Origin of the sequence: Pseudomonas sp. BT76 TE3572, assembly GCF_050435365.1 — a bacterium.
Taxonomy (GTDB): Bacteria; Pseudomonadota; Gammaproteobacteria; order Pseudomonadales; family Pseudomonadaceae; genus Aquipseudomonas; species Aquipseudomonas fluorescens_W.
On record NZ_JBNDKE010000001.1, the window covers coordinates 4,534,995 to 4,560,666 of the forward strand.

General features: G+C 59.4%; 20 protein-coding genes. 13 read left to right on the forward strand and 7 right to left on the reverse strand.

Annotated elements, in window-relative coordinates:
- Positions 1 to 7 precede the first annotated feature (7 nt).
- A complete protein-coding gene (locus ABH912_RS20540; protein WP_429511505.1) occupies positions 8 to 1,297 on the reverse strand; it encodes an ATP-binding domain-containing protein in 1,290 nt (429 codons plus the stop codon).
- On the reverse strand, positions 1,294 to 3,081 hold the full coding sequence (locus ABH912_RS20545; RefSeq protein ID WP_429511506.1) for an ATP-dependent nuclease: 1,788 nt from the start codon (positions 3,079 to 3,081) through the stop codon (positions 1,294 to 1,296). Before ABH912_RS20545 ends, ABH912_RS20540 begins: the two co-directional genes overlap by 4 nt.
- Before the next feature lie 172 nt (positions 3,082 to 3,253).
- Between ABH912_RS20545 and ABH912_RS20550 the strand changes: the two genes are divergently transcribed.
- The 6 genes from ABH912_RS20550 (at position 3,254) to ABH912_RS20575 (ending at position 11,039) form a co-directional block, all read left to right on the forward strand.
- Entirely contained in the window at positions 3,254 to 3,559 is a 306-nt protein-coding gene (locus ABH912_RS20550) for a DUF6957 family protein (protein WP_429513133.1), read from the forward strand.
- A gap of 260 nt (positions 3,560 to 3,819) precedes the next feature.
- On the forward strand, positions 3,820 to 4,722 hold the full coding sequence (locus ABH912_RS20555; protein WP_429511507.1) for a LysR family transcriptional regulator: 903 nt from the start codon (positions 3,820 to 3,822) through the stop codon (positions 4,720 to 4,722).
- A 131-nt stretch (positions 4,723 to 4,853) separates the two neighbouring features.
- Entirely contained in the window at positions 4,854 to 5,480 is a 627-nt protein-coding gene (locus ABH912_RS20560; RefSeq protein WP_033059670.1) for a glutathione S-transferase family protein, read from the forward strand.
- A gap of 63 nt (positions 5,481 to 5,543) precedes the next feature.
- Positions 5,544 to 7,574, forward strand: coding sequence for a pyridoxamine 5'-phosphate oxidase family protein (locus tag ABH912_RS20565; RefSeq protein WP_429511508.1), 2,031 nt, complete (start codon positions 5,544 to 5,546; stop codon positions 7,572 to 7,574).
- 170 nt (positions 7,575 to 7,744) lie between these two features.
- On the forward strand, positions 7,745 to 8,938 hold the full coding sequence (locus ABH912_RS20570; RefSeq protein ID WP_429511509.1) for a DUF3142 domain-containing protein: 1,194 nt from the start codon (positions 7,745 to 7,747) through the stop codon (positions 8,936 to 8,938).
- A complete protein-coding gene (locus ABH912_RS20575; RefSeq protein WP_429511510.1) occupies positions 8,925 to 11,039 on the forward strand; it encodes a hypothetical protein in 2,115 nt (704 codons plus the stop codon). The genes ABH912_RS20570 and ABH912_RS20575 overlap by 14 nt, the downstream gene beginning before the upstream one ends.
- A 3-nt stretch (positions 11,040 to 11,042) precedes the next feature.
- On the opposite strand, the gene ABH912_RS20580 is transcribed toward ABH912_RS20575, so the two are convergent.
- Positions 11,043 to 11,672 carry a LysE family translocator gene (locus ABH912_RS20580; RefSeq protein ID WP_156363942.1) on the reverse strand — a complete coding sequence of 210 codons (630 nt, stop codon included), beginning with the start codon at positions 11,670 to 11,672 and terminating at the stop codon, positions 11,043 to 11,045.
- A 145-nt stretch (positions 11,673 to 11,817) separates the two neighbouring features.
- Between ABH912_RS20580 and ABH912_RS20585 the strand changes: the two genes are divergently transcribed.
- Positions 11,818 to 12,294 (forward strand): Lrp/AsnC family transcriptional regulator, encoded by a 477-nt coding sequence (locus ABH912_RS20585; RefSeq protein WP_033059662.1) that lies wholly within the window; start codon positions 11,818 to 11,820, stop codon positions 12,292 to 12,294.
- A gap of 42 nt (positions 12,295 to 12,336) precedes the next feature.
- Here ABH912_RS20585 and lpdA read toward each other — a convergent pair whose 3' ends face one another.
- On the reverse strand, positions 12,337 to 13,737 hold the full coding sequence (gene lpdA / locus ABH912_RS20590) for a dihydrolipoyl dehydrogenase (protein WP_429511511.1): 1,401 nt from the start codon (positions 13,735 to 13,737) through the stop codon (positions 12,337 to 12,339).
- Between the two features lie 217 nt (positions 13,738 to 13,954).
- On the opposite strand from lpdA, the gene hflK (ABH912_RS20595) reads away from it, so the two are divergent.
- The 5 genes from hflK (ABH912_RS20595) to cfaB all read left to right on the forward strand — a co-directional run bounded on the left by hflK (ABH912_RS20595) (position 13,955) and on the right by cfaB (position 21,322).
- Positions 13,955 to 15,913: a protease modulator HflK gene (hflK, locus tag ABH912_RS20595; RefSeq protein ID WP_429513134.1), complete on the forward strand. Its 1,959-nt coding sequence runs from the start codon at positions 13,955 to 13,957 to the stop codon at positions 15,911 to 15,913.
- Positions 15,910 to 16,950, forward strand: a complete 1,041-nt coding sequence (gene hflC, locus ABH912_RS20600; RefSeq protein ID WP_429511512.1) for a protease modulator HflC — start codon at positions 15,910 to 15,912, stop codon at positions 16,948 to 16,950. Before hflK (ABH912_RS20595) ends, hflC begins: the two co-directional genes overlap by 4 nt.
- Positions 16,947 to 18,005, forward strand: coding sequence for a protease modulator HflK (hflK, locus tag ABH912_RS20605; RefSeq protein WP_429511513.1), 1,059 nt, complete (start codon positions 16,947 to 16,949; stop codon positions 18,003 to 18,005). The genes hflC and hflK (ABH912_RS20605) overlap by 4 nt, the downstream gene beginning before the upstream one ends.
- Positions 18,002 to 19,912, forward strand: coding sequence for a cation-translocating P-type ATPase (locus ABH912_RS20610; RefSeq protein WP_429511514.1), 1,911 nt, complete (start codon positions 18,002 to 18,004; stop codon positions 19,910 to 19,912). Before hflK (ABH912_RS20605) ends, ABH912_RS20610 begins: the two co-directional genes overlap by 4 nt.
- Before the next feature lie 225 nt (positions 19,913 to 20,137).
- Positions 20,138 to 21,322, forward strand: coding sequence for a C17 cyclopropane fatty acid synthase CfaB (cfaB, locus tag ABH912_RS20615; RefSeq protein ID WP_429511515.1), 1,185 nt, complete (start codon positions 20,138 to 20,140; stop codon positions 21,320 to 21,322).
- Here cfaB and cls read toward each other — a convergent pair.
- Positions 21,319 to 22,758, reverse strand: coding sequence for a cardiolipin synthase (cls, locus tag ABH912_RS20620; RefSeq protein ID WP_429511516.1), 1,440 nt, complete (start codon positions 22,756 to 22,758; stop codon positions 21,319 to 21,321). The genes cfaB and cls overlap by 4 nt on opposite strands.
- Before the next feature lie 132 nt (positions 22,759 to 22,890).
- On the opposite strand from cls, the gene ABH912_RS20625 reads away from it, so the two are divergent.
- Positions 22,891 to 23,412: a DUF3617 domain-containing protein gene (locus ABH912_RS20625; RefSeq protein ID WP_033059649.1), complete on the forward strand. Its 522-nt coding sequence runs from the start codon at positions 22,891 to 22,893 to the stop codon at positions 23,410 to 23,412.
- Positions 23,413 to 23,435: 23 nt separating this feature from the next.
- On the opposite strand, the gene ABH912_RS20630 is transcribed toward ABH912_RS20625, so the two are convergent.
- Both ABH912_RS20630 and ABH912_RS20635 read right to left on the reverse strand, forming a co-directional pair.
- The gene (locus ABH912_RS20630) at positions 23,436 to 24,317 is read right to left on the reverse strand and encodes a His/Gly/Thr/Pro-type tRNA ligase C-terminal domain-containing protein (protein ID WP_429511517.1); all 882 of its coding nucleotides are present in this window, start codon (positions 24,315 to 24,317) and stop codon (positions 23,436 to 23,438) included.
- Positions 24,318 to 24,334: 17 nt separating this feature from the next.
- Positions 24,335 to 25,672, reverse strand: coding sequence for a dihydroorotase (locus tag ABH912_RS20635; protein WP_429511518.1), 1,338 nt, complete (start codon positions 25,670 to 25,672; stop codon positions 24,335 to 24,337).

The window sequence follows — 25,672 nt, forward strand, 5'->3', positions numbered from 1 at the left end:
CTAGGGGCTAGTTCTCGTTTAAAGCTAACTCCTCTCGAACGGAGAAAGGAGGAAGTGTCATTGCTCTCGGGAGTTGTACTAGTACCAGACACTGGTGCTTTGCTCTGGTAACGGCATTGTAAAGTAGCCGTCTCTGCTGCTCGTCATTTCCACGAATTGCCGCAGGCCAAAGAACAATTACTAGATCAAATTCTCTGTTTTTTGCTCCATGAACGGTTAGCGCTCGAATACCTGGCCCATCTCGTGAGCTTAGACGTCGTTGGTTTGAAAATGAGTGCCGTATTGTGTCCTCCATTTCTTCGCGAAGGACATGAGTCCTTCCCTTAGTCCGACGCTGTTTCTCTAGCCAACGCACGAAGTCTTGAGCAATCGGTGCAGGTTTTTCCGCCATCAATGCGAAAGCTTCCGCCAATGTGGCTTGATCCGGCAAAGCCAGATCGTTAACGAATGTGTCGGCAAGCTTGGACTCTGACTCTTCCAGAATTATGTTGTAGGGGCCGTTTCCTCTGCCTGTTGTTCGGGTGGCGACCCACGTGAGGATACCGTGGGCAAATTGCCCCATTGTTGGGGTGATAATCGCGACCCGATTCCCCCCTCTATTCCAACCAATGCCATTAGAAACGTAAGAAGCGGCGAGAGCTGGTGTGGGTGTGTGGAAAATCTTAAAGAGCCCATTTGATGCTGGAGCCTGTGCTGATCGGATAGCACCGGCGGCGGCAAGGAGATTACGATCTGAGGTGCGCCAAGGCTGCTGAAGAAGTGCGTCGTGGCCAACAGCAGTTAACCAATCGCAGGCTGGATTAGGACGTAGCTCCTCGATGAGACATTGAAACTCATCTGCAGCAATTAGAAGGTCCACATGGGGAGCCATTGCCTGCACTATCCGCAGTCGGTTTGGCGTGAGATCTTGTGCTTCATCCACGACCACAATGGGATACGTCGCGGCGATCCAGCGGACAACGATATCGTGAGAAAGGAGATCCGCGGCGACCTGACATACCGCTTCATAATCATTGACTCTTGGATGCCCCATCTCTAATTGGGTTATTAGTGCTTGCCATCTGCTGACGATTCGCCAAGCGAATCCATCGATTGTTGTGCACTCGTACTGTCGGCGCAGAAGCGCAACACCGCCCAGCCGATCGTCCAAGCGACGGCGCGACCCATGCATAAAGGTTAACGCCAAAACTTTCTGAAACGCCTGTAGAGGATGTCTTTCTAATCTCGTGGCTAGGTTTGCCATCAACTGATGAGTTTTTCCACAGCCTGCCGCGCCTGAAAAAGATTGAATTGTCATGGTTGGAATACCCAGACACCCTCTGGGTCTTCGACGAAATGTGCACTAGCAGTTCCCGCGCACGCCATAGCCAAACAGCTGAACAACTCTGCTGCTCTGGCACGGCAGAGAGGTGAGTTAACTATCGCGTCTGCCACCGACTCGTAGCAGATCACGTCCACTTTTTTATTTTTTAAGTGGGTGACGATGTCGGACACAGTCGAGGGGGCAACCTCCGTCAACTCCCAAAGCCTCCCAACAACGTCGTCTTCATCCGCAGCCAAAATCCAGCCGATGGCGTCTTCGATCATCTCGTCGTCAGCCCACCGTATTATTGATGAGGGAGCAGTGGGTTCTGCCAGAAGGCTGGTGATGTAGCGTTTACCATCTCTGTCGCCGTCCACCAAGCAGCAGACCTTGTGATGAGTGGCTGACAGTAACTGGAACGTCTCTACCACCTTGGCGTCCTCAGTTGGAACGACGCCGACCTCCAGTCCAAACATAGATGGCATGCTCGTGGACCAACCCTCGGTCAACATCAAGGGTCGTAGCACCGTTTTCAGTAACAAGAAATCAGCACGGCCTTCAGGCACCAATACACACGGGTGCATTAAAGCCGACAGGACGTCCACACGACTTTGCTGATAAAACTTCCTCTTCCAATTCTGGGCATTTGGTAGCAAGGGCTCTGATAAAAAAGGAAGGGCCGAGAGATGACCGTCGACATTTCGGAGAATCAATACAGAGGTTGGATCTGATACCGCAGCAATCAATGGGGAATGCGTAGTAATGAAGGTTTGGGTCGAGAGTGCTTGCACTCGTTGTACCAGCTGTTGCTGACCTGCTGGGGGCAGGTGAAGCTCGGGCTCCTCCAAGGCCATTAGAAATCCTTCACCAGCGGCTGCACGTCCTCGACCTAGTTCCAGTAGTAGTAACAAACCTTGCAGAGAAACCAAGCCGCTGCCCTGTCTGGCGGCGGGTACGCCCAGTCCTCCGACGACAGCGAAATGTGCAGCGACAGAGTCAAGAAGCGATCGGCTATCAGTGCTCGTCACCCGCAGTTGAACATGTGGCGCGTTCGGTATGCATCTCGCTAACTCAGCGTTGACGTTCTGTATCAGTGGTGAAATTCGATCATCGTTCTCGATGGGGGCTTCCGGGCGCCTGAGCCGATCGCGCTCAGCTAAAATCGCTTCGGACGGTTGGGCTGCGGCTGCTTGCAGCGTGCGCCGGAATAGCTCACTGCCCCATGAAAAAACCTTGTCCCAGGTACGGCTCGCTCGTACGAGATAAAACCCAATCTCTTTTATGAGGCGTGGAGGAACGCCTACGGGCGAGTCGTCGGCGAAGGGATCCATCGGGCTATCGTGATCGTGGAAGTAACGAACCATCTCGACCGAGAGTGAGTCGCGGTCGAAATAAGCTTGAGCGCCAATTTGGCAGCATAGCTTCGATGCCTCCTCGGTTCGAACCGCGCTGATCGTACCGTTGGCTTCGTCCAGCCATTTAGGCACGCCTCTGCCGTCTCTAAACCAATCGGTATTCTGATAAGGGTCTTCGGAAGGAAAATCTGTGATTGTGGCTACAAGCTTTATTCGGTCGGCAGGCTGGGGATCTGAACCGTAAAAATCGTGTTCGGTGAGTTCCCTGATCATCCGCTCCCTTCCTAGAAGAAGCGTCAAAGCTTCTATCACCGTAGTTTTCCCGGTGTTGTTGGACCCGATCAGCACAGGATGGTCTTTAAAGCGAACGCTTCCTTCACGGATACCGCGGAAGTTTTGGATATCCAAGATCGCTACTCTCATCACATTTCCTTTGGACTGAACGAGCGAATAGAGAAGATTTCCTTCCTGGGTGCCGAACCGCTTCGGCCTCCGAGATAGTGAATATAGGAGATATTCGGGCCAGTCCCACCTGCAATTGATGCAGGATTAGGAGGCAGGTTTGAATCGATTTCGCAGACACCACTTCCCTGTGATGCCTCGTTCTAGCTTGAGTCTGCGAATTTTTCCTTTGCTTGGTGAACCGCCATTCAGGTTGGTAGTGGACACCGACGAACGAACAGCCATCACCGATAGAGGGCTTATCCCTGCCCTGGTTTATGCATTGACCGTTATCCAAGATAGTAAAGGCCGTTTTGCACCTGGTGATTGGGTCAGATCAACGTTGGAGGTTTCCTTCACCCACGACTGCTTATTTGAGACGAAAAACACGGTTTATGTGCTTACGGGAGCAGGCCGTAGGTTGCGCGCAGATTTAGACATCGCACTGAGCTTGTGCTGAAGACAGCAGCTTATGGGCTCTCCCTTCATGACTGCTTACTTCTAGCTCTTCGTGTCAAACTATGTTGTGAGCAATCGGTCCCTGTATTTCAAGCGCAGCCCATCTGGGTCAATCTATGTTGCTGTTGTCTTTACTCTGAATCATCCTACAGACCCCGATTTATGCGAGGGGTTGTGTCAAACTATATTGTTGGTACCCAGAAACATTAAAAATCGCAGCCTACGGTTGCGATTTTTTTTATCTGAATTGAGGACATGCCCATGGACCGATTCCAGGAAATGCAGGTCTTCGCTGCCGTCGCCCAACACCAAGGGTTCTCGGCGGCGGCGCGGCGTCTGGGCCTGTCGGCAGCCAGCGTGACTCGCGCGGTGGCTGCGCTGGAGAAACGCATCGGCACGTTGCTGCTGACGCGCACCACCCGCAGTGTACATTTGAGCGAGGCGGGCCAGCGTTACCTGGAGGACTGTCGGAGGATTCTCGCCGAGGTGCAGGAAGCCGAGGATTCGGCGGCGGGCAGTCACGCTCAACCGCGTGGGCAGCTGACAATCACCGCGCCGGTGTTGTTTGGAGAGTTGTTTGTCACGCCAGTGATGGTGAATTATCTGACGCAATTTCCTGAAGTCAGCATCAATGGGTTGCTGGTCGATCGAGTGGTCAGCATGGTCGAGGAGGGTATCGATGTCGCCGTGCGGATTGGTGAGTTGCCCGACAGTAACCAGCACGCGATTCGGGTGGGTGAGGTTCGGCGAGTGGTATGCGGCTCGCCGGACTTTCTGACGGCCCGTGGTCGACCTCGACATCCTCAGGATCTGGTTCAGGCGCCGGTTATTGCGACGTCCTCTATCGGTCAGTCGAGAACCTGGCCGTTCCTCGAAGGGGGAGAGCCGCTGAGTGTTCGACCCTCGCCGCGCCTGGTGGTGACGGCGAATCAGGCCGCCATTACGGCGGCATGCCTGGGGTTGGGGTTGACCCGGGTTTTGTCTTATCAGGTCGCGAGTAAAGTCGCCTCCGGTGAGCTGGAAATCGTTCTGGCGGACTTCGAACTGCCGCCATTGCCTATTCATGTGGTCTATCAGGGCGGGCGCAAGGCCCCTGCGCGGATTCGCAGCTTTGTGGATTTTGCAGTGAGCGCGCTGCGTGAGCATCCGTCCTTGCAGGCGTGATGGTTTATTTCACCCGGTGAAATAATGGATTGCGTTGGCTGGTTATTCTGTTGTTTTGGTGGCGGGTGGAAGATAGCTCCCCATCGGTGCTGAACACTGTTCAACAGCGCCACCACCCAGCGGAGTCGACCATGCAAGCGATCAAACTCTACAACTTCCCTCGTTCCGGCCACGCTCATCGTGTAGAGCTGATGCTGTCCCTGCTGCATCTGCCGACCGAGCTGATCTTTGTCGACTTGCCGAAGGGCGCGCACAAGCAGCCGGATTTCCTCGCGCTCAACGCTTTTGGTCAAATTCCGGTCATCGATGATCAAGGCGTTGTACTGGCCGACTCCAACGCGATTCTGGTTTATTTGGCGCAAAAATATGGCGATGGTCGTTGGCTGCCAGCCGATCCGGTCGGGGCGGCCAAGGTTCAGCGCTGGTTGTCGATTGCCGCTGGGCCGATTGCCTTTGGCCCCGCCAGAGCGAGGCTGATCACGGTGTTTGGTGCGGCTTACAACGCTGAAGAAGTGATCGCTTATTCCCACACCTTGCTCAAAGTGATCGATCAGGAACTGGCAGCAACGCCCTATCTGGCTGGCGCCGAGCCAACCATTGCCGACGTTTCGGCCTACAGCTACATCGCCCATGCGCCGGAAGGCAACGTGTCGCTGGAGGACTACGCCAACATCCGCGCCTGGCTTGCGCGGGTCGAAGCGTTGCCAGGGTTTGTCGGCATGCCGCGCACCGTTGCCGGTCTGCAAAAAACTGCCTGATGCTTACGGCCCGACACTGTCGGGTCGTTCACACTGCGCCGATGGCGCAGGGGAGAAGTCGTTGTGGATCGTTCACCCTGGCACGCCGGCGAGAAACAATTGCAGGCTCATGTGGGCATTGCCGAGCGAATGGAGGTGCTCGGTCGTAAGGTGATTCGCAGCGAGATGCCGGATCAGCACCGCACGTTCTATGAGCAACTGCCGTTCATGCTGTATGGCGCGGTGGACGCCGACGGTCATCCTTGGGCCAGTATTCTTGAAGGGCCACCGGGGTTCGCTCATTCACCCACGCCGGGTGCGCTGCAATTCAGCAGCCTGCCGGGCGCTGATGATCCGGCGCAATTGACGGAGGGCGCAGCCATCGGCCTGTTGGGGATCGAACTGCACACCCGTCGCCGTAACCGCCTCAATGGGCGAGTCGGCGCGATGACGGCAAGCGGCTTCGATGTGACAGTGGAGCAGTCCTTCGGCAATTGCCCGCAATACATCCAATTGCGGCAGTTTCGCTCGGTGCCGTTGGCGGATCCGTCGACTCGCATCGCGCAACACCTCAACGGGCTGGATGACGCGGCCAAAACCCTGATCGCGGGAGCCGATACGTTCTTTGTCGCCAGTTACGTGGACGTTGATGGGCATCGCTCGGTGGACGTTTCTCACCGCGGCGGCCAGGCCGGTTTCGTACACGTAGAAGGCAATCGCCTGACCATTCCGGATTTCGCCGGCAATCTGTTTTTCAACACCTTGGGCAACCTGCTGCTCAATCCCCGGGCCGGTTTGCTGTTTATCGATTTCAATTCGGGAGACCTGTTGCACCTCAGCGGTCGCACCGAAGTCATTCTTGAAGGCCCAGAGGTCGAGGCGTTTCAAGGGGCCGAGCGCTTGTGGACAGTCGAGGTGGAAAGCGTGGTACGTCGCCCCGCCGCGCTTGCGTTGCGGTGGCGCTTCGACGGTGTGTCGCCCACCAGTTTGCTAACCGGTAACTGGGAGCAAGCCAACGCCCGTCTGCAAGCCCAGGCCTTGGGCGATCGTTGGCGGCCGCTGCGAGTGGCGCGGATCAAAGAGGAAAGCCACAACATCCGCTCGATCTATCTGGAGCCTGCCGATGGGGCGGGGTTGCCCGTGTTTCAGGCCGGGCAGCATTTGCCGCTGCGCTTCAACATTGCCGGCGAGGTGCATATCCGCACGTATAGCCTGTCGAGTGCGCCGTCCGATGATTTTTTCCGCATCAGCGTGAAGCGTGACGGTTTGGTGTCTTCGCACCTGCATGAACAGGTGTGCGTCGGTGATCTGTTGGAAGCCCGTGCGCCTCAAGGGCATTTCACCGTGGCGCCTAATGAGCGTCGGCCGCTGGTGCTTTTGGCTGCCGGTGTCGGCATTACGCCGCTGCTGTCGATGCTGCGCGAAGTGGTTTACCAAGGCTTGCGCACCCGCCGCATCCGGCCGACCTGGTTCTTCCAGAGTTCGCGCACGCTGGCTGATCAAGTGTTTCGTACTGAGCTGGATCGCTTGCTCGAGGACGCCGGTGATGCGGTCAGGGTGTTGCGTCTGGTGAGTCAGCCGGAAGCCGGGGCCTTGGAGGGTGAGGGTTTCGACCTGACGGGGCGGATCGACACAGCGCTGCTCAAGACCCTCCTTGAAGTGGGGGACTACGATCAGCTGGATTTTGTCCTCTGTGGTCCGGGCAGTTTTACCCAAGGGCTGTACGACGGCCTGCGGGAACTGGACATCCGTGACGCAAGGATTCACGCCGAAACCTTCGGTCCCTCGACCTTGCGCCGGGTGCCGGACCCCGACGCGGTGATCATCGAGCAACCGCCCGCGGCGACGACCTCGGTGCCGGTGGTGTTTCAGCGCTCGGCGAAAGAGGCCCGCTGGCAACCCGACGGTGGCAGTTTGCTGGAGTTGGCGGAAAGCCGTGGGCTGCGCCCGGAATTCAGTTGCCGCGGCGGTTCCTGCGGGACCTGCAAGACCCGGCTGATTAGCGGCCAGGTGAATTATCCACAGCCGCCAGCCGAAGTGCCGGATGACGGACACGTGCTGATTTGTTGTGCGATTCCGGCGCAAGGGTCGCAGCCTTTGGTCCTCGATTTGTAGCAGCTGCCGAGCCTGCGAGGCTGCGTTCGGCTGCGAAGCAGTCGTAAAATCAGACACAGCGGTTCTTCAGATACACCGTGCACGTAGTATTGGCGACTGCTACGCAGCCGAACGCAGCCTCGCAGGCTCGACAGCTGCTACAAAGGATCTGATTCGGCTCAAGGGGCTTTATGTATTTTTTCGCTCGTCTGTCGGCGTTGATTGTCGCGATGGCATTGCTCAACGGTTGCGAACGACAGGACGCGCCCGCGCTCGATCAGCAACTCTACGTCTGGCAACGGCAATGGACACCGGCCCACGAAGCGTCGCTGAGGGACAGTCGCGCTGACTTTTCCACTCTGCGGGTGCTGGCCTTGCAGGCATTCCCTGAGGCGGGTTGGCGCCGGGCGCGGATTGCCCCGGCGTTGCTCAAACGTGATGGTCGGCCGCTGATCGCGGTGATTCGTCTCGATGGCCAACTCAAGTCGCTGGATCGGGACGAAGTCACCGCGCAGATCCTGCAGGTACTCGGCGATTGGCAAGGGCAGGGGTTGAATCTCTCCGGCGTGGAAATCGACCACGATGCCGGTACTGCTCGGCTACCGGCCTACCGCGAATTTCTTACGAACCTGCGCGCAGTTCTGCCGGCCTCTATTGCGCTGAGCATCACCGCGTTACCGGCCTGGCTCGACAGTCCCGAGTTGCCGGCGTTGTTATCCACAGTCGATAGCAGCGTGTTGCAGGTGCACGCGGTGAGCGATCCGCGTCTTGGTTTGTTTGATGCGGATCAGGCCCGACAATGGACCAAGGCCTGGAGCCGAATCACTTCGAAACCTTTCTATCTGGCGCTGCCGGCCTACGGTGTGGCGTTGTTGCCGGGTCGTGGTGCGCCGGTAGTGGAAAGCGAAGTGCCGATAGAACGGGGTGGCAAACGCAGGGAATTACTCGCCGATCCGCAGCAACTGAGCCGGCTCGGGAGCGAATTGCGCAACGATCCACCGACGCATCTGGCAGGCCTGATCTGGTTTCGTTTGCCACTGGCCAGCGACCGCCGGGCCTGGAGCCTGACGACCCTGAGCGCCGTGGCGCGTGGCGATGCACTCGACAGTCGACTGGCGCTGAAACTCTCCGAGCAAGAAGGCCTTTATGACATCACCCTCAGCAATCAGGGCAACCTCGACAGCGCCTGGCCCGAACGCCTGACACTCGCGGTGCAGGGTTGTGATGGTGCCGATGCGCTGGCTGGTTATGCGTTGCAACAGCGTCCGGATCTGCTTACCTTCACCCGCCTGCGCGACGGTCGAATACCGGCCGGCGGGCAGCGCGCCATGGGTTGGGCTCGTTGCGCACATATTGATCAAGGAGGTTCGAATGTTGACCCGTAACTGGCCCCGCCATCTGCTTTGCCTGAGCCTCAGCCTGCCGCTGGGTTCGGCGCTGGCCTGCGGGCCGGATTTCCCTATGCGTCTGCTGGACAACCGCGGCCAGTCGCTGGCGGAGCTGCCGGAAGGGAACTTCAGATTTGAAATCCGTCGCCTCGGGCATGCGGTCGCCGGGCTGAAGAACGTCACCGAAACCGCCTATAACATGGATGCGCCCGACTACGCAGAACAGCGGGACAAGGCTGAACAATCCGGTTTGACGGCTGAGCAGCAGGTGCTGGTGAAACAGTTACGCAGCCTGACCGATGCGCATGAAGTCGAGAGTCAGGGCACGAGCCTGCCGGCTGAACTCAAGCTTTATCTGGCTGGCGCTGTGGCATTCAATGCCGGTGATCATGGACTGGCAGCCGAGTACTTCCAGAAAGTGCTGGCATTGCCGGCGGATCAACGGGCGTTGCGCAGCACTTGGGCGGCTTACTCGTTAGGCCGGGCGCTGTTTGCCATGAGCGCGGAAGCGGACGCTGGTCCTGACCTGCTGGCTCAATCTCGAAAGGCTTTCGAGCAGACCCGTCAGCTAAGCATCGACGGTTTTAGCGATCCACTGGAACTGGGCGTCGCCAGTCTTGGCGAAGAGGCCCGCGTCGCCCGCACTGACGGCGACTGGAACCGCGCCATCGAACTCTACGCCACGCAAAACCTTCAGGGTTCGGCGGTGGGTTATACCTCGCTGAAACTGTTGGTGGCCGACCTCGCGGCGATGCCTGACGATCAACTGGCCGTGTTGCTCAAGGGCAAACCGGTGCAGCAACTGGTGACCGCGTCGTTGATCAGCCGACTGGGTTGGTCATTCGGTGATCAACCGCCGAACGAATTGAAACTGATCAAACTGCTGCAAAACAGCACCCGCGGCAGCCTCGATAACGCTGATCGGCTGGCAGCGGTGAATTATCAACAGGGTGATTACGCCAGCGCCAAGGCGTTCCTCGAACACGCCGGTGATGGCGGACTGGCGTGGTGGCTGCGGGCCAAACTGGCCGTGCGCGATGGCGATAAAAACGCGGCTGCCGCAGCGTACGCCAAGGCTGCCCAGGCCTTCCCGCAGAACGAGTCGTGGGGCGAGCGTCGCACGCCAGACTGGGACTTCGAAACGCTTCAACCCAAGTGCCGGGTTGAAGGGGAAAGCGCAATCCTGGCGTTGCAACGTGGGGATTACCTGCAAGCGTTCGATCAGCTTTATCGCAGTAAAGATATCTATTGGTACGACGCTGCCACGGTCGCCGAGCGCGTGTTGACCGTCGATGAGCTCAAGCAATACGTCGACACTCAAGTGCCGGCGCCGCCCCCTCTGACTCAGCAGGATCGCGATAGCTACGTACCATTGCCGGTGGCGGCGAAACTGCGCAATTTGCTCGGGCGGCGCTTGCTGCGCGAAGAGCGGTATGACGAAGCGCCGGCCTATTTCGATAACCCCGATTTGCAGGCCACGGCCAAGTGGTACGGGCAGTTGCGCAACGACGCTGAATCAAAGTGGTGGCCGACCAAACGGGCATTCGCTTATTACCAAGCCGCGACACTGGCTCGTTTCGGCGGAATGGAGTTGTTGGGCTACGAGATGTCCCCGGATTACGCCACTTTCAGTGGCAATTACAGTCTGGAAGCGCCCGAACTCAAGGTCGGACCACTGATAGCCGAGGGTGAAGTGCGGCGCCAGCAAGCCACGGTGGCGCAACCTGATGAGCGTTTCCACTACCGTTTTGTCGCCACGGCGCTGGCGAGCAAGGCCGCTGATCATCTGCCCCACAGCAGTCAGGCGTTTGCTTCGGTGCTGTGCAAGGCTTCGTCGTGGGGCACCAGCCTGCAAGAGCAAAGCGCGTTCTACCGTCGGTATGTCGAAGAAGGCCCGTATGTGGTCTGGGCTGGCGATTTTGGTCATCAGTGCCACGAACCGGACTTTCAGAACGTCGACAAGCGCTATGTGACCCAAGTTACCAACGCTGTGCGTTCGCAGCTGCGGCCCTACAAAATACCGTTGCAGATTGGCGGTGTGATAGCGGTCACGGCAGCGGCGCTGTTGCTGATCAATCGCCGCCGCAAGACGCGGTAAGGCTCAAGCCTGTTGCACAAAGGTCAGCCGCACGGCGAAACCGATCAACAGGCTGCCAAACAGCCACTGCTGCAGGCGTTGGGCCGAAGGACTGCGTTGCAGCCAACGGCCAAGCGCTGCGCCAGTCAGAGCGTAAGCGCTGTCGAACAACAGCCCAACGCCAACTAACACCACGCCCAGGGTCGCAAATTGTGCGAGCACCGGCCCGGCGTGTGGATCGATGAACTGCGGCAGCAGCACCGAGCAAAACAGCAACGCCTTGGGGTTGAGCAGGTTGGTCAGCAAACCGCGCTGGATCGCTGCGCGCCAGCGAGGTTTCTCGGTGGTGGTGCCTGCTGCGTTCAAACTCGGCAACATTGTGGTTCGCAGGCATTGAATGCCGATCCACAGCAGATAGGCGGCCCCCGCCAGGCGCACCGCGTCGAACGTCCAGGGTGCAGCCTTGAACAGTGCCGCCAACCCCAGCGCCGCCAACGCTACATGGCATCCCCGGGCAACACCCAGACCCACCGCAGTCGCCAGCGCCGCGCCTTTGCCCTGACGGGCTCCGGTCTGCAACAACAGGATCATGTCCGGGCCCGGCAACAGATAGACCACCGCCAGCGCCATGAAAAACACCCACAGTCCTGCCATGTCGCACCCCATTCGTTGTCGATTCGGTACGGCCAGTCTAGGGCTGAAGGGTAGGGCAGGTGGTTGCGTAGTTCGCTTCTAAAATGCTTTGGGTTGGCATAACCTGCCACTCAATTGCAGGTAAACCATCAGGATCTGCCAAACCATGAAACTCGACGCCTACGACCGCAAGATTCTCGCAGCGCTGCAACGGGACGGTCGCCTGAGCAATGTGCAACTGGCTGACGAGATCGGTCTGTCCGCCTCGCCTTGTTTGCGCCGGGTACGGATGCTCGAAGAAGCCGGGGTGATACGCGGTTACCAGGCGAATCTGGATCGCGACGAAGTAGGGCTTGGGCTGACGGTGTTTGTCGGGGTCAAGGTCGAGCGGCACAACGATGAGCAGGCCGAATCCTTTCGCCTGGCCGTGACGGCGTTGCCCGAGGTGATTTCGGCCTTTCTGGTGTCAGGGGAATCGGATTTTCTGCTGCAAGTAGTGGTGCCGGACCTGCGCGCCTATGACCGTTTCCTCACGGGGAGGTTGTTGAAATTGCCGGGTGTAAGTGACATTCGCAGCAACTTTGCAATTCATACGGTGAAGACGCCGGGCGCGTTGCCGTTGGAGCATTTACCGGCGAACTAAGATCATTCCCACGCAGAGCGTGGGAATGTTCAGGCAACTCCATCACATCTGAGTCGCCATCCCCTCCACATTCATCGCCGCCTGGCGCAAGGCCTCGGAGCGGGTCGGGTGTGGGTGGCAGGTCAGGGCAATGTCTTCGGCAGAGGCGCTGAACTCCATGGCCACGCAATATTCGCCAATCATTTCACTGACGCTTGGTCCCACAAGGTGCACGCCGAGAATCTCGTCGGTGCGCTCATCGGCGAGCACTTTGGCGAAGCCTTCGGTCTCGTGATTGATTTTTGCCCGGCTGTTGGCGGTGAAGGGAAACTTGCCGACCTTGTAGGCACGACCTTCGGCCTTCAGTTGTTCTTCGGTCTTGCCGACGCTGGCCAGTTCGGGTTTGGTGTAGATCACGTTGGGGATCAGGTCGTAGTTGACCTCGGCCGCCTTGCCGACAATCTGCTCGATGCAGACCATGGCCTCATCTTCGGCCTTGTGGGCGAGCATCGGCCCGGACGTGACGTCGCCAATCACCCAGATGCCAGCCGCTTCAGTGCGATGACCCTTGTTGGCGAGCATGCCGCGCTTGTCCGTGGCGAGACCGACGTTTTCCAGCCCCAGGCCTTGTGTGTAAGGCCGGCGTCCGATAGACACCAGCACGTAATCCGCTTCAATCGTTTCGGCTGTGCCACCAGCGGCGGGCTCGACGCTGAGTTGAACGCCGGTCGCCGAGGTTGTGGCGCTGGTGACTTTGGAACTCAATTTGAAGTTGATGCCCTGTTTACTCAACGAACGTTGCAGGGTTTTGCCGGCTTCACCATCCACACCGGGGCAAATCCGGTCGAGAAACTCGATCACCGTTACTTGAGCGCCCAAACGCCGCCACACGGAACCCAGTTCCAGACCGATCACCCCGGCGCCGATCACTACCAGATGCTTGGGCACTTCGGTCAGCGACAACGCGCCCGTCGAATCGAGGATGCGTTTGTTGTCGATGTCCACACCGGGCAGGGGAGTGGGCTCTGAGCCGGTGGCGATGATGATGTTCTTGGCGTTCAGTTCGGTCTTGCCGCCCTGGCTGTCGGTCACCGTCACTTTGCCGGGCCCGTCGATGTGGCCCCAGCCCCTGATCCAGTGGACTTTGTTTTTGCGAAACAGAAACTCGATGCCCTTGGTCAACCCGGCAACGCTTTCATCCTTTTGTTTCATCATTTGCGCGAGGTTGAGTGTGGGTTTGACTTCAATCCCCAGGTTGGCGAATTCCGTGCCCATGGCGGCGTCGTAGAGTTCGGAGGCGTGCAGCAACGCTTTTGACGGCATGCAACCGACGTTCAGGCAGGTGCCGCCGAGGGTTGCGCGTCCTTCTATGCAAGCCGCTCTGAGGCCCAACTGCCCGGCGCGGATCGCCGCGTTATAACCACCGGGGCCTCCGCCCAGAATCACGACGTCATAGATGCTCATGGTTGTACTCCTGGAGTGAACGGGGATCGGAATGGGTAAACGTAGTCATTGAATAAAATTACGAACGTAATATGTGCGTTCTGCAGCATTTCGGTCAAGGCTTCAGGCAAGCGACAGGTTGAGCGCCTTTAGATACAGCATTTAAGAACGGAAATTTCACGGCTTTCGTTATACCGTAACGTATTGCGATATGAGCAACGATAAACACTGGGGTGGTATGCAAGTTGATCTCGATGTCGATGGGACGCAAGTAGCCGGGCTGCCGCGTTTCCAGCAGGCGGTTTTTCAAGGGCGACGATTGCGTCAGTTCGCAATCGGTCTGGGCGCTCTTGCGGCGGCAGGTTGGTTACTGGCGTTTTTTGTCGGGCTGTTTGCGCCGCAGTCGCTCTGGCCCGCGTTGCTGGTCAATCAGAGCGCCGGTTTGCTGGTGCTGGTCGCCGGTTTGCAATCGGCCTGGTGGGTGACGCAGTGGCGCGCGCGGGCGTTGAACCCGGTCGTGCAGGTCGTCGTGGCTGACGAAGTCGTTGCCCCAGTGGGCTGGTACGAAAGGCTGCTGGATCGGCTAAGCCAGCGATGGTTGCGAATGTTGGTGCAGATTGGCGCCCCGACGCTATGGCTCGCCGGTTGGTCGCTGTTGACGTTGTTGAGCATCGAACAAGTCTGGAACCTTGCACTGCCACCAGCAGCACTGGGGGTGTCGGCCAGTGTCGGTGCGGCGCTGTCGTTGCTGCTGGCCTTCGGTTTGCTGGTGCTGGAACGTCAATTGGCGCAGGAAAACGTCGCGCAATGGCCCGAAGCAGCGTCGTTGGCGCAGCTGACTCGAGTGGCGATCATCTGCCTGGTACTCAGCGCTTTGTGCCTGTTGCTGGGTGGCGAAACCTCAGTCTGGCCGGTGCGTCTGGCGGTACTGATCGGCTTGCTGCCAGGATTGGTCGCCGCCGAGTTGCTGTTGCGCGCCCTGCTGTCGTTATTCAGTCCGCAACGCGAACAACTCGAACCTGCCTTGCTGGCGCGCAGCTTCGTCGCCGACATGCTGCGCTGGCCGCCGCAACCCTTGTTGGCGTTGCAGCACGAATTGCACAACCGCTTCGGCATCGACCTGCGGCAGATCTGGGCCTTCACCTACATGCGTCGGGCATTTTTTCCGGTGCTGGCCGTAGTCTCGATAGTGGGTTGGTCACTGACCGGCATTCACGAAATACCGCTGCAAGGGCGGGGCATCTACGAGCGATTCGGCAAACCGGTGGAGGTATTCGGTCCTGGTTTGCACGCAGGATTGCCCTGGCCTCTGGGCCGTGTGTTGAGTGTCGAGAACGGTGTGGTCCACGAGTTGGCCACCAGTGTTGGCGATACACCGGCGCCGGTCGTGGCCGAACCCGCCGAAGGCCCGGCGCCCGCGATTGCCAATCGCTTGTGGGACGCCAGCCATGTGAACGACAAATCCCAGGTCATTGCCAGCAGTCGAGCCGACAAGCAGAGCTTCCAGATCGTCAACATGGACGTGCGTTTCGTCTATCGCATCGGCCTGAGCGATCAAGCGGCGTTGGCTGCGACCTATAACAGCGCCGACGTCCCGACACTGATCCGCAGCACCGCCAGCCGGATTTTGGTCCACGATTTCGCCTCGCGAACCCTCGACGGTTTGCTCGGCGAAGACAGGGTAGGGCTCGCCGAAGAAATTGGTCGGGCGGTACAGGCCGACTTGCAGAAACTCGACAGCGGCGTGGAAATTCTCGCCACCGTGGTCGAGGCGATTCATCCGCCGGCCGGTGCCGCCAATGCCTATCACGGTGTCCAGGCTGCGCAGATTGGCGCCCAGGCATTGATTTCCCGCGAGCGCGGTGCGGCGGCGGAAGCCACTAACCAGGCGCAATTGCAGGCCAGCATCGCTCGCGATCAAGCGACGGCCAGCGCTCGTGAAATCAACGCCACTGCCCAAGCGGCGGATCTGCGGTTCAGCGCCGAGCAAAAGGCCTACGCCAGCGCCGGCCAGGCCTTCGTGCTGGAACAGTACTTCAGCCAACTGTCCCAAGGCCTGGCCAATGCCAGGTTGCTGGTGCTCGACCATCGTCTGGGCGGCAGCAGTAACGCGCCGACCATAGACCTTCGTACATTCACGCTGCCGGCTGACCTTGCGCCGGCGCGTAAAACCGCTCAGCCAGGAGCTGCCAATTGAGCCAGTCGCACACTCATGATCACGATGACCACACTGGCCACGATCACGGCCATGGCGGGCATCACCACGGACATCACCATCACCACCACGGTGATCCCCAAGAAGCGGGCCCGTTCCCGTGGCGGCGAATGGGCTGGGCAGCGTTGCTGGTGGCGTTCGCCATAGCGGCAGCGAGCCTGGTGCAAGTGCGTTCGGGCGAGGCGACGGTGATCACGCGTTTCGGTAATCCGTCGCGGGTACTGCTGGAACCAGGTCTTGGCTGGCGTTGGCCTGCTCCTTTTGAAGCGGCGATTCCTGTCGATCTGCGACTGCGCACAACCTCGAGTGGTTTACAGGACGTGGGTACGCGGGACGGTTTGCGCATCATCGTTCAGGCTTACGTGGCCTGGCAGGTGCAGGGTGATCCGGACAACGTGCAACGCTTTATGCGCGCTGTACAGAATCAGCCGGACGAAGCCGCGCGGCAAATTCGCACGTTTGTTGGCTCGGCGCTGGAAACCACGGCCAGCAGTTTTGATCTGGCTAACCTGGTGAACACCGACGCCAACAAAGTACACATCGCTGATTTTGAAGCGCAGTTGCGTCAACAGATCGATCAGCAGCTGCTCACGACTTATGGCGTGCGGGTGCTGCAAGTCGGCATCGAGCGACTGACCTTGCCGTCGGTAACCCTCACCGCTACGGTCGATCGCATGCGCGCCGAGCGTGAAACAATCGCCACCGAACGCACGGCCATTGGTAAGCGCGAAGCGGCGCAAATCCGTTCTGGCGCAGAGCGTGACGCGCGCATCGTGCAGGCTGATGCCACGGTAAAAGCGGCGGACATCGAAGCTCAATCGCGCGTCGAAGCCGCGCAGATTTATGGCCGCGCCTACGCCGGGTCGCCACAGCTCTACAACCTGCTGCGCTCCCTCGACACGCTAGGCACGATCGTCACGCCAGGCACCAAACTGATTCTGCGCACCGATGCCGCACCGTTCCGGGTGTTGGTTGACGGCCCGCCGACCCTCGATAACAAGTCTGGGTCGCAGCCATGAAATTGGTTCCACGTGGAACAAATGAGTTAAGCAGTCCCTGGATTCAGGCTGGGCGACTGGCTTTCTTGGCCCTTTACGCCGTGACGGTACTGGCCGCTTTGGTCTGGGCATTTTCCAATGTGCGGCAGATCGATCCACAAAATCGCGCGGTGGTTTTGCATTTCGGCGCGCTGGATCGCATCCAGAATGCTGGCCTGCTATTGGCTTGGCCACGTCCGTTTGAGCAGGTGATTTTGTTGCCCGCGGCGGACCGGGTGATTGAGCGTCGGGTGGAAAATCTGCTGCGCACCGATGCCGCGTTGCAGGCAGACCGGGCAGCAAGTTTCGCTACACCGATCAGCGATGCACTCGCCGGCTCCGGTTATTTGCTCACCGGTGACGCGGGTGTGGTGCAACTGGATGTGCGTGTTTTCTACAAAGTCACCGAGCCCTATGCCTTCGTCCTTCAAGGCGAACATGTGTTGCCGGCACTGGATCGACTGGTGACCCGCAGCGCCGTGACGCTCACGGCGGCGCGAGATTTGGACACTATTCTGGTCGCTCGGCCAGAGCTGATCGGCGCCGATAGCCAGGCAGCCGAACGCCGCGAACGGTTGCGCGGTGATCTGGTGCAAGGCATCAATCAGCGCCTGGCTGCCCTGACCGCGACCGGGCAGGGGTTAGGCATTGAAGTGGCGCGAGTCGACGTGCAATCGAGTCTGCCAGGCCCGGCGGTCAACGCCTTCAACGCTGTTCTGACCGCCAGTCAACAAGCCGATAAAGCCGTGGCCAATGCTCGCACTGAAGCCGAGAAACTGACTCAGACGGCCAACGAACAAGCCGATCGCACGCTGCAAGTCGCTCACGCCCAAGCGAGCGAACGTCTGGCCAAAGCGTCGACGGACACCGCCACGGTATTGAGCCTGGCCAAGGCGCAGCAACAAGGGACCGACCCGCAAATGCTGCTGCGCATCTACCGCGAGCGGATGCCGAAGATTCTCGGTCAGGCCGGCTCGGTGACCACGGTCAATCCGAAAGACGATTCCCGCCTGATCATTCAGGGAGCTGCACAATGACCACCCCAACCGCCGCCGCACCGAGCATGTTGTCCTCGGCTGAACAGCGCAGCGCCGCCCGGCAATTGACCCTGGCCATGCTCGCATTGGGCCTGCTCGCGCTCGGCCTGACCTGGCGCTGGATGTCGCCGGAGCAGACGGGCGTCAGTCAACTGCTGCTGGGCTTTGCTTCGTTATTGGTGGCCGTGCCCGTGATGCGTTCGGCCTGGTACAGCCTGCGTTATCCGAGCCTGCACGGGATCACTGATCAATTGATCGCCCTGGCCATGCTCGGGGCGTGGGCCACGGGTGATCTGCTGACCGCGGCGTTGCTGCCGATCATCATGATCTTCGGTCACGTGCTGGAAGAGCGCAGCGTGATCGGCTCTCAAGAGGCGATTCGCGCCCTCGGCAAACTGACGCGCAGCCACGCGCGCAAGGTTCAGGCCGATGGCTCCATCGTCGAAGTCGATAACGGCACACTCAAGGCCGGTGATCTCGTCGAGGTGCGCGCGGGTGATCGGGTGCCGGCGGATGGTCGGGTGTTGTCCGGTCAGGCGAGCCTGGACACCGCTTCGATTACTGGCGAATCGGTGCCGATGGAGGCGGGCATCGGCATGCAAGTATTCGGCGGCGCGATCAACCTCGACGGTCTGCTGCGCATCGAAGTGACTCGCACCGGCAATGAGTCGACCCTCGGCAAAGTCATTGCGCTGATGCAAAGTGCCGAGCGTTCCAAACCACCGATCACGCGTTTGCTGGAACGTTACGCCGGCAGCTACATGGTGCTGGTGTTGCTGTTGGCCGCCGTAACCTGGTTCGTCACTAACGACGCCCAGGCCATGCTCGCGGTGTTGGTGGCGGCCTGTCCTTGTGCGCTGGTGTTGTCCGCGCCGGCCACGGCGATTGCCGGGGTGGCGGTGGCGGCTCGTCATGGGATTCTGATTCGCAGCTCCGCGTTCCTCGAAGAGTTGGCAGACCTGACTTCGCTGGTGGTCGACAAGACCGGAACCCTGACCTTTGGCACCTTGCGTTTGCAATCCATCGACAGCCCGATCGAGGATCGCAGCCACGTTCTTAAACTCGCTGCCAGCCTTGGTTCTGCCAGCAGTCATCCGGTCAGCCGCGCGCTCGCCGGGTTGGTCGCCCAGGAACATTTTCTGCTGCTCTCCGATATCCACGAACGTCAGGGGCTGGGCGTGGTGGCGATGACGGAGCAGGGCGAAGCGGCGCTCGGTCGTCCGGAGCTATTCGCGCAATTGGGTATCGCCACTTCAAGTGTCCCCGATCACGATGGCCCGATTGCCGGGCTGGCGCTCAACGGTGAATTCCTCGCCTGGCTGTTGCTGGCCGACAGCGTAAAACCCGAGGCTCGATTTGCGTTGAGCGAGCTACGCGAATTGGGGTTGGGCCGGCAGTTGCTGCTGACAGGTGATCGGCAAAGTGTCGCGCACACATTGGCGCGAGATGTCGGGATCAGTGACGTTGAAGCTCAAGCGTTGCCCGAGGACAAACTCAATCGTGTGTTGAAAGAAATCGGCAGCGGCTTCCGGCCGATGGTCGTGGGAGACGGGATCAACGATTCGCTGGCGCTCAAGGCCGGTGTGGTCGGCGTGGCCATGGGCGCGGGCGGGGCGGACATCGCGCTGGCCTCGGCCGACATCGTCCTGATCGGCAGCGACCTGCGTCGACTCGGCACGTGTGTGCGTTTGAGTCGCCAATGCCGGCAGACGTTGCAGGTCAATGTGATCATCGGTCTGGGCTGGACGCTGGCGATTGTGGCCTTCGCTGCCTTCGGCTGGCTTGGTGCTGCGGGCGCGATGATTGCTGCGCTGTTGCACAACTTCAGCACCTTGCTGGTGTTGGGGAATGCCGGGCGTTTACTGCGTTTTCAAGAACCATTGCTCAAGCTTGAGGATGAGGATTGAGCACTCTGGTGAGTGCTCTAAACAGCGCGATCAGGGGCGATTTCAAGTTTTCAGAACTGTACGACGAATTCGTAGTCATCTAGATGAGGGCAATCACTTTTGAGAATTCGTGACGGTTGGTTCGAGCGTTACGAATCATAGAAAAGGGCTATTAATTCGGTAGCCAGCTATTTTTCAAGGATGGACTACCCTCACATCAGACGTCTGAAACAAGAGGGTCTATCCATGCTCGCGCATCTTCCTCCGGCCTTACAGAATCTGCAGTTACCGTTACGCCTGCGACTCTGGGACGGCCATGAATTCAATCTGGGGCCGACGCCTAGCGTCACAATTGTGGTCAAGGACCCACAAATGGTTACCCAGTTCACTCACCCAAGCCTGGACACGCTCGGAGCGGCGTTTGTCGAAGGCAAACTTGAGCTGGAAGGCTCCATCAGCGACGTGATCCGCGTCTGCGATGAGTGGAGCCAGGCGTTGCTCGGCGATCAAGACAGTCAGCCAGTGCGCACCCCTCACGACAAAGAAGCAGACGCCAAGGCGATTTCCTACCACTACGACCTTTCCAACGCGTTTTATCAACTGTGGCTCGACAGTGACATGGCGTATTCCTGCGCCTATTTCGAGACCGGCAGCGAAACGCTGGAACAAGCCCAGCAAGCCAAATTCCGCCACCTGTGCCGCAAGCTGCGGCTGCAACCAGGGGAATATCTGCTGGATGTCGGTTGCGGTTGGGGCGGACTGGCACGGTATGCCGCCCGGGAGTTTGGTGCGAAGGTGTTCGGGATCACGCTCAGTAAAGAGCAACTCGCACTTGCCCGCGAACGGGTGACCGCCGAAGACCTGGACGATCTGGTCGAACTGCAACTGCTCGACTACCGCGACCTGCCTCAGGACGGCCGTTTCGACAAAGTGGTCAGTGTCGGCATGTTCGAACACGTTGGCCACGCCAATCTGGCCGAGTACTGCAAGACCTTGTTCGGTGCGGTGAAGGAGGGTGGCCTGGTAATGAACCACGGGATCACCGCCAAGCACATCGACGGCCGTCCGGTGGGGCGCGGTGCCGGCGAATTCATCGAGAAGTATGTGTTCCCCAATGGCGAGCTGCCGCACCTGTCGATGATCTCTGCCGAGATCAGTGAAGCAGGGCTGGAGATCGTCGACGTCGAAAGTCTGCGCCTGCACTACGCGCGTACCCTGGACCACTGGAGCGAACGCCTGGAAGACAATCTGGAAGCGGCTTCCCGGCTGGTGCCAGAGCAAGCCTTACGGATCTGGCGGCTGTACCTGGCGGGATGCGCTTACGCGTTCGCCAAGGGCTGGATCAATCTGCACCAGATTCTCGCGGTGAAAGCCCACCCCGATGGCAGCCATGAACTGCCATGGACGCGAGACGATATCTACAACCCTTAAAGTATCGGTGAAATAAGCCGGGCGACCCGCATGCCGACCTGTTGCAGGCGGCGGGTCTCCCGGCTTTCTTCTTTGGCGATCTCGTGAGCCTGGGCGAAGTCATCGTTGAGCATCTGTTCTACTTCGGCGGCAAAGGCGCTGTCGACCGTCAACAACATCACTTCAAAATTCAGCCGGAACGAGCGGTTGTCCAGATTGGCACTGCCAATGGCGCTGATTTCGCTGTCGATCAACACCACTTTCTGATGCAGGAAGCCAGGCTCGTAGCGGAACACCCGCACGCCGGCGCGCACGGCTTCGAAGGCATACAGGCTGGAGGCGGCGTAGACGATTCGGTGGTCAGGTCGAGAGGGCAGCAGCAGCCGCACATCCACGCCTCGCAGAACGGCCAGCCTTAACGCGGCGAACACGGCTTCGTCGGGGATGAAATAAGGGCTGGTGATCCACACCCGCTCGGTTGCCGCATGGATGGCTTCGACGAAGAATAACGAACAGGTTTCGTAGGAATCCGCCGGACCGCTGGCGAGCAATTGGCAGAGCACGCCGTCGTCCGGGTAAACGTCCGGCAGGATCAGCGGCGGCAATGAGCGGGCGGCCCAAAACCAGTCTTCAGCGAAAGATTCTTGCATGCAGGCCACCACCGGCCCGCGTACTTGCACATGGGTATCGCGCCACGGCGCCAGGGGTGGTTTCTCGCCCATGTATTCGTCGCCGACGTTGTGCCCACCGACGAAACCCAATACGCCATCGACCACCACAATCTTGCGGTGGTTACGGAAGTTGACCTGGAAGCGGTTGAGCCAGCCGCTGCGGGTCGCAAAGGCTTTGACCTCGACGCCGGCATCGCGCAGTGGCTGCACGTAACTGTGAGGCAGGGAGTGGCTGCCGATGCGGTCGTACAATAAATAAACCGCCACGCCTTCGGCGGCTTTCTGCAGCAGCAAGGTTTGCAGGCGTTGGCCGAGTCGATCGTCGTGGATGATGAAAAACTGAATCAGCACCGCTTCCTTCGCGTTGCTGATGGCGTCAAAAATGGCGTTGAAGGTGGCCTGGCCGTCGATCAGCAAACGCACTTCGTTGTTCGCCAGGCACGGCATGCGTCCCAGTTTCGGCATCGCCCTCAAGGACGCGTAAGCACTTGAGGCGCGAGCGGTCAGCGCCTCTTCTACCCAAGGGCGCCAGTTGAGCTCGGAGATTGCCTTGCGCATTTCTTCGTTGGCCTGCCGCCGAGCCTTGATGTAGCCATCGAAGGTACTGCGGCCGAAGACCAGGTAGGGGATGAGTGTGAGGTAGGGAATAAACAGCAACGACAGGGCCCAGGCGATCGATCCCTGGGCGGTCCGGACGGTGAGCACGGCGTGGATGGCAGCGATCAGGCCCAGCGTATGAAGCAGTGCAATCATGTAGCCAAAAATATGCGGTCCAAAGTAATCCATGGGGGCAGCCTTGCTCCTGAAGATTCAATGCTTAACAGACCATGTTCCGTGCAGAATGTCGCTATTTAATTGGCCCATGAACCGAAGCCATTCGCTGACGTCTAACGGCCACAACTGATCAGGAGTTACTCGATGAACGTTCGTCTGCTGGGTTTGGCCATGGCTGTTGGTTTGTCACTTCCTGTGGCCGCTCAGGCGCAGATGTTGCAGCCCGGCTTGTGGGAAATGACCACAAGCAACATGAAGGTCGATGACCAGAATCTCCCGGATTTGCAGCTGATCCTTGGTCAGCTACAGAGCCAGATGACCCCTGCACAGCGTGCGCAGCTGGAGAAGCAGGGCATCACCATGGGCGGCAAAGGGATTCGGGCTTGCTTGACGCCGGAACAAGTGAAGACCAACGACATTCCGCTGACCGATCCACAGTCTGGCTGCAAGCAGGAAGTCACCGACCGCACCGGGAATCAGTGGAAATTCCGCTTCAGCTGTCCAAAAGCGCAGGGCACCGGTGTCGCTACTTTCCTCAGTGATCGTGAGTTCACCACTAAGGTTAACGGCACGTTCAATGCCACCGGCATTCAGCAGAAGGGCAGCCTCGATAGCCGCGCCGTGTGGTTGGGGCAGGATTGCGGGACCGTCAAGCCAAGAGCTTAAAAGCCCGCCAGCAGGCCCGCGCCCTACATGACTGTGTGGGCGCGGGCCTGATTCAACCACTCACACACCCTCTCAACCCCCATCCTCCCGAAGTCCTCACCTGTGCGACTACGCACACTGACAAACCCGCCTGCTTTTTCTTTCTCCCCGATCACCACCAGATACGGCACGTGCTGACTGTGCTCGCGAATCTTTTGGCGGACTTTCTCGTGACGCAGATCCGCACGGGCGCGCACGCCGCTTCGACGCAATGCCTCGGTCACCGACTGCGCGTAATCCGCCTGACGTTCGTCCATGCTGACGATCATGACGTGCGGCGGTGTCCGCCAGTTTTCCAGCTCTTGCTGGCACGACCAGCACGTACCGTAAATCCGTTGCGGCAACGTACCGCTGATGTGGTCGAGGGTGAACGCTTGCAGCACTCTGGTTGCGGGGACATGCGGGCCAGCGGTCGTCGATTGGACATTCCCCAGGCGGTACAGCGGCGTCTTTCCTTGACGGCGAATCGAGTGATTGGTCGCCGCCAGAGCCTGCATGCGGGCTTCGATCAGTGGCAGGTCTGCGGGCATTAAGGATGGCTCGACAGAGAACTCATGAAAGAACCCGTCGCCCAGCGCCGTTCCTGCGTGCAGTTGCACCTGTGGATGAAGTTGTTTAACGGCCATGGCCAGCATCAGTACACAGGAGCGTCGCAGGATCTCCAGCCCATCGGGCTCTTGAGGCGTGACGATGCTGACCCTGGCATCGGCTTCGATCATGTACTCACAGTCCACCAGGATGCCGTCCACTCGGCCGGCCACCGCCGCTTTTGCCAGCCCGGGTCCGATACTCGCGGCGAGCTCGTACACCGACAGTGGCTGGTCGTATTCACGCAATGAACCATCGCTCAGGGTGATGTGAATCATGTCGGTGCCCTCGAGTGCTAGCGCATAAACCGTAGTGGTAAACCCTGGCAGTTGTCATTAAGACGTTTGTCGTGCCAGGCAATTTGCCCCGACACGATCGTGGTGCTGACACTGTGGCGGAAACGCTGCCGGGCAAAAGGCGTCCAGCCGCATTGAGACAGAATCGGCTGCTGGGAAACGGCGACGCCGCCGGGTTCGGGTTTGATCAGAACGAGGTCGGCCCAATAGCCTTCGCGCAGATAACCGCGGTCAGGAATGGCGAACAGATCGGCGACCCGGTGACTGGTCTTGGCCACGAGTGTAGTGATCGGCAAAACTTTATCCGCGACCAGTTCCAGCAGCGCGGGCAGGGCGTGTTGCACCAGTGGCAAGCCGGAAGGCGCCTGGCTGTACGGCCGCTGTTTTTCGGCCCAGGTGTGTGGCGCGTGGTCGCTGCCAATCACGTCGAGCCTATGGCTCAGCAACGCTTTGCGCAAGGCATCGCGGTCGGCCTGGGTTTTGATCGCCGGGTTGCACTTGATGAGGTTGCCGAGGCTCGGGTAATCCCGGTCATCGAACAGCAAGTGGTGCAGGCAGACTTCGGCGGTGATGCGTTTCTGGGCGAGTGGCTTGTCTTCGAACAACGCCAGTTCGCGGGCGGTGGTCAGGTGCAGAACGTGCAGTCGGGTGCCGTGACGCTTGGCCAGGTCCACGGCCATTGAGGAGGAGCGGAAGCAGGCCTCGGCGTTGCGGATCAGCGGGTGGGCCGCCGCAGGAATGTGTTCGCCGAACAAGTCACGCAGGTTCGCGGCATTGGCGTCGATGCTGGGCGTGTGTTCACAGTGGGCCAATAAAAGGGTCGGCACCTCGGCGAATAACCGCTCCAGAATCTGTGGGTCATCGACCAGCATGTTGCCGGTCGAAGCGCCCATGAACACTTTGACGCCGGCTACTTCACAGGGGTTGAGCCTGGCGACGGTGTCGAGATTGTCGTTGCTCACGCCGAAATGAAAGCCGTAATTGGCGACGGAGTTGATCGCCGCGCGACGCTTTTTGTCGGCCAGTGCGCTGAGGGTCAGGGTCGCCGGATGGGTGTTGGGCATGTCCATGAAGCTGGTGATGCCACCGGCCACCGCAGCCCGGGATTCGGTGTAAAAGCTGCCCTTGTCTGGCGAGCCTGGATCGCGGAAGTGCACTTGGTCGTCGATCATTCCGGGCAGCAGCCATTGCCCTTGTGCATCGATTTCCACGTCGGCATTTTCACCGTGGATGCTGCTGGCGATCTTCACGATTCGCCCGTTGCTCACCAACAGATCACCGTCAAACTCACGGCCTTCATTCACCAGCCGGGCATTGCGAATCAGCGCGCTGCTCAT

What these genes read in the sequence shown, in the direction of transcription:
- ABH912_RS20540 (WP_429511505.1), bottom strand. Translation starts at nt 1,297, where the DNA reads ATGACAATTCAATCTTTTTCAGGCGCGGCAGGCTGTGGAAAAACTCAT.
- ABH912_RS20545 (WP_429511506.1), bottom strand. Translation starts at nt 3,081, where the DNA reads ATGAGAGTAGCGATCTTGGATATCCAAAACTTCCGCGGTATCCGTGAA.
- ABH912_RS20550 (WP_429513133.1), top strand. Translation starts at nt 3,254, where the DNA reads ATGCCTCGTTCTAGCTTGAGTCTGCGAATTTTTCCTTTGCTTGGTGAA.
- ABH912_RS20555 (WP_429511507.1), top strand. Translation starts at nt 3,820, where the DNA reads ATGGACCGATTCCAGGAAATGCAGGTCTTCGCTGCCGTCGCCCAACAC.
- ABH912_RS20560 (WP_033059670.1), top strand. Translation starts at nt 4,854, where the DNA reads ATGCAAGCGATCAAACTCTACAACTTCCCTCGTTCCGGCCACGCTCAT.
- ABH912_RS20570 (WP_429511509.1), top strand. Translation starts at nt 7,745, where the DNA reads ATGTATTTTTTCGCTCGTCTGTCGGCGTTGATTGTCGCGATGGCATTG.
- ABH912_RS20575 (WP_429511510.1), top strand. Translation starts at nt 8,925, where the DNA reads ATGTTGACCCGTAACTGGCCCCGCCATCTGCTTTGCCTGAGCCTCAGC.
- ABH912_RS20580 (WP_156363942.1), bottom strand. Translation starts at nt 11,672, where the DNA reads ATGGCAGGACTGTGGGTGTTTTTCATGGCGCTGGCGGTGGTCTATCTG.
- ABH912_RS20585 (WP_033059662.1), top strand. Translation starts at nt 11,818, where the DNA reads ATGAAACTCGACGCCTACGACCGCAAGATTCTCGCAGCGCTGCAACGG.
- lpdA (WP_429511511.1), bottom strand. Translation starts at nt 13,737, where the DNA reads ATGAGCATCTATGACGTCGTGATTCTGGGCGGAGGCCCCGGTGGTTAT.
- hflK (WP_429513134.1), top strand. Translation starts at nt 13,955, where the DNA reads ATGCAAGTTGATCTCGATGTCGATGGGACGCAAGTAGCCGGGCTGCCG.
- hflK (WP_429511513.1), top strand. Translation starts at nt 16,947, where the DNA reads ATGAAATTGGTTCCACGTGGAACAAATGAGTTAAGCAGTCCCTGGATT.
- ABH912_RS20610 (WP_429511514.1), top strand. Translation starts at nt 18,002, where the DNA reads ATGACCACCCCAACCGCCGCCGCACCGAGCATGTTGTCCTCGGCTGAA.
- cfaB (WP_429511515.1), top strand. Translation starts at nt 20,138, where the DNA reads ATGCTCGCGCATCTTCCTCCGGCCTTACAGAATCTGCAGTTACCGTTA.
- cls (WP_429511516.1), bottom strand. Translation starts at nt 22,758, where the DNA reads ATGGATTACTTTGGACCGCATATTTTTGGCTACATGATTGCACTGCTT.
- ABH912_RS20625 (WP_033059649.1), top strand. Translation starts at nt 22,891, where the DNA reads ATGAACGTTCGTCTGCTGGGTTTGGCCATGGCTGTTGGTTTGTCACTT.
- ABH912_RS20630 (WP_429511517.1), bottom strand. Translation starts at nt 24,317, where the DNA reads ATGATTCACATCACCCTGAGCGATGGTTCATTGCGTGAATACGACCAG.
- ABH912_RS20635 (WP_429511518.1), bottom strand. Translation starts at nt 25,672, where the DNA reads ATGAGCAGCGCGCTGATTCGCAATGCCCGGCTGGTGAATGAAGGCCGT.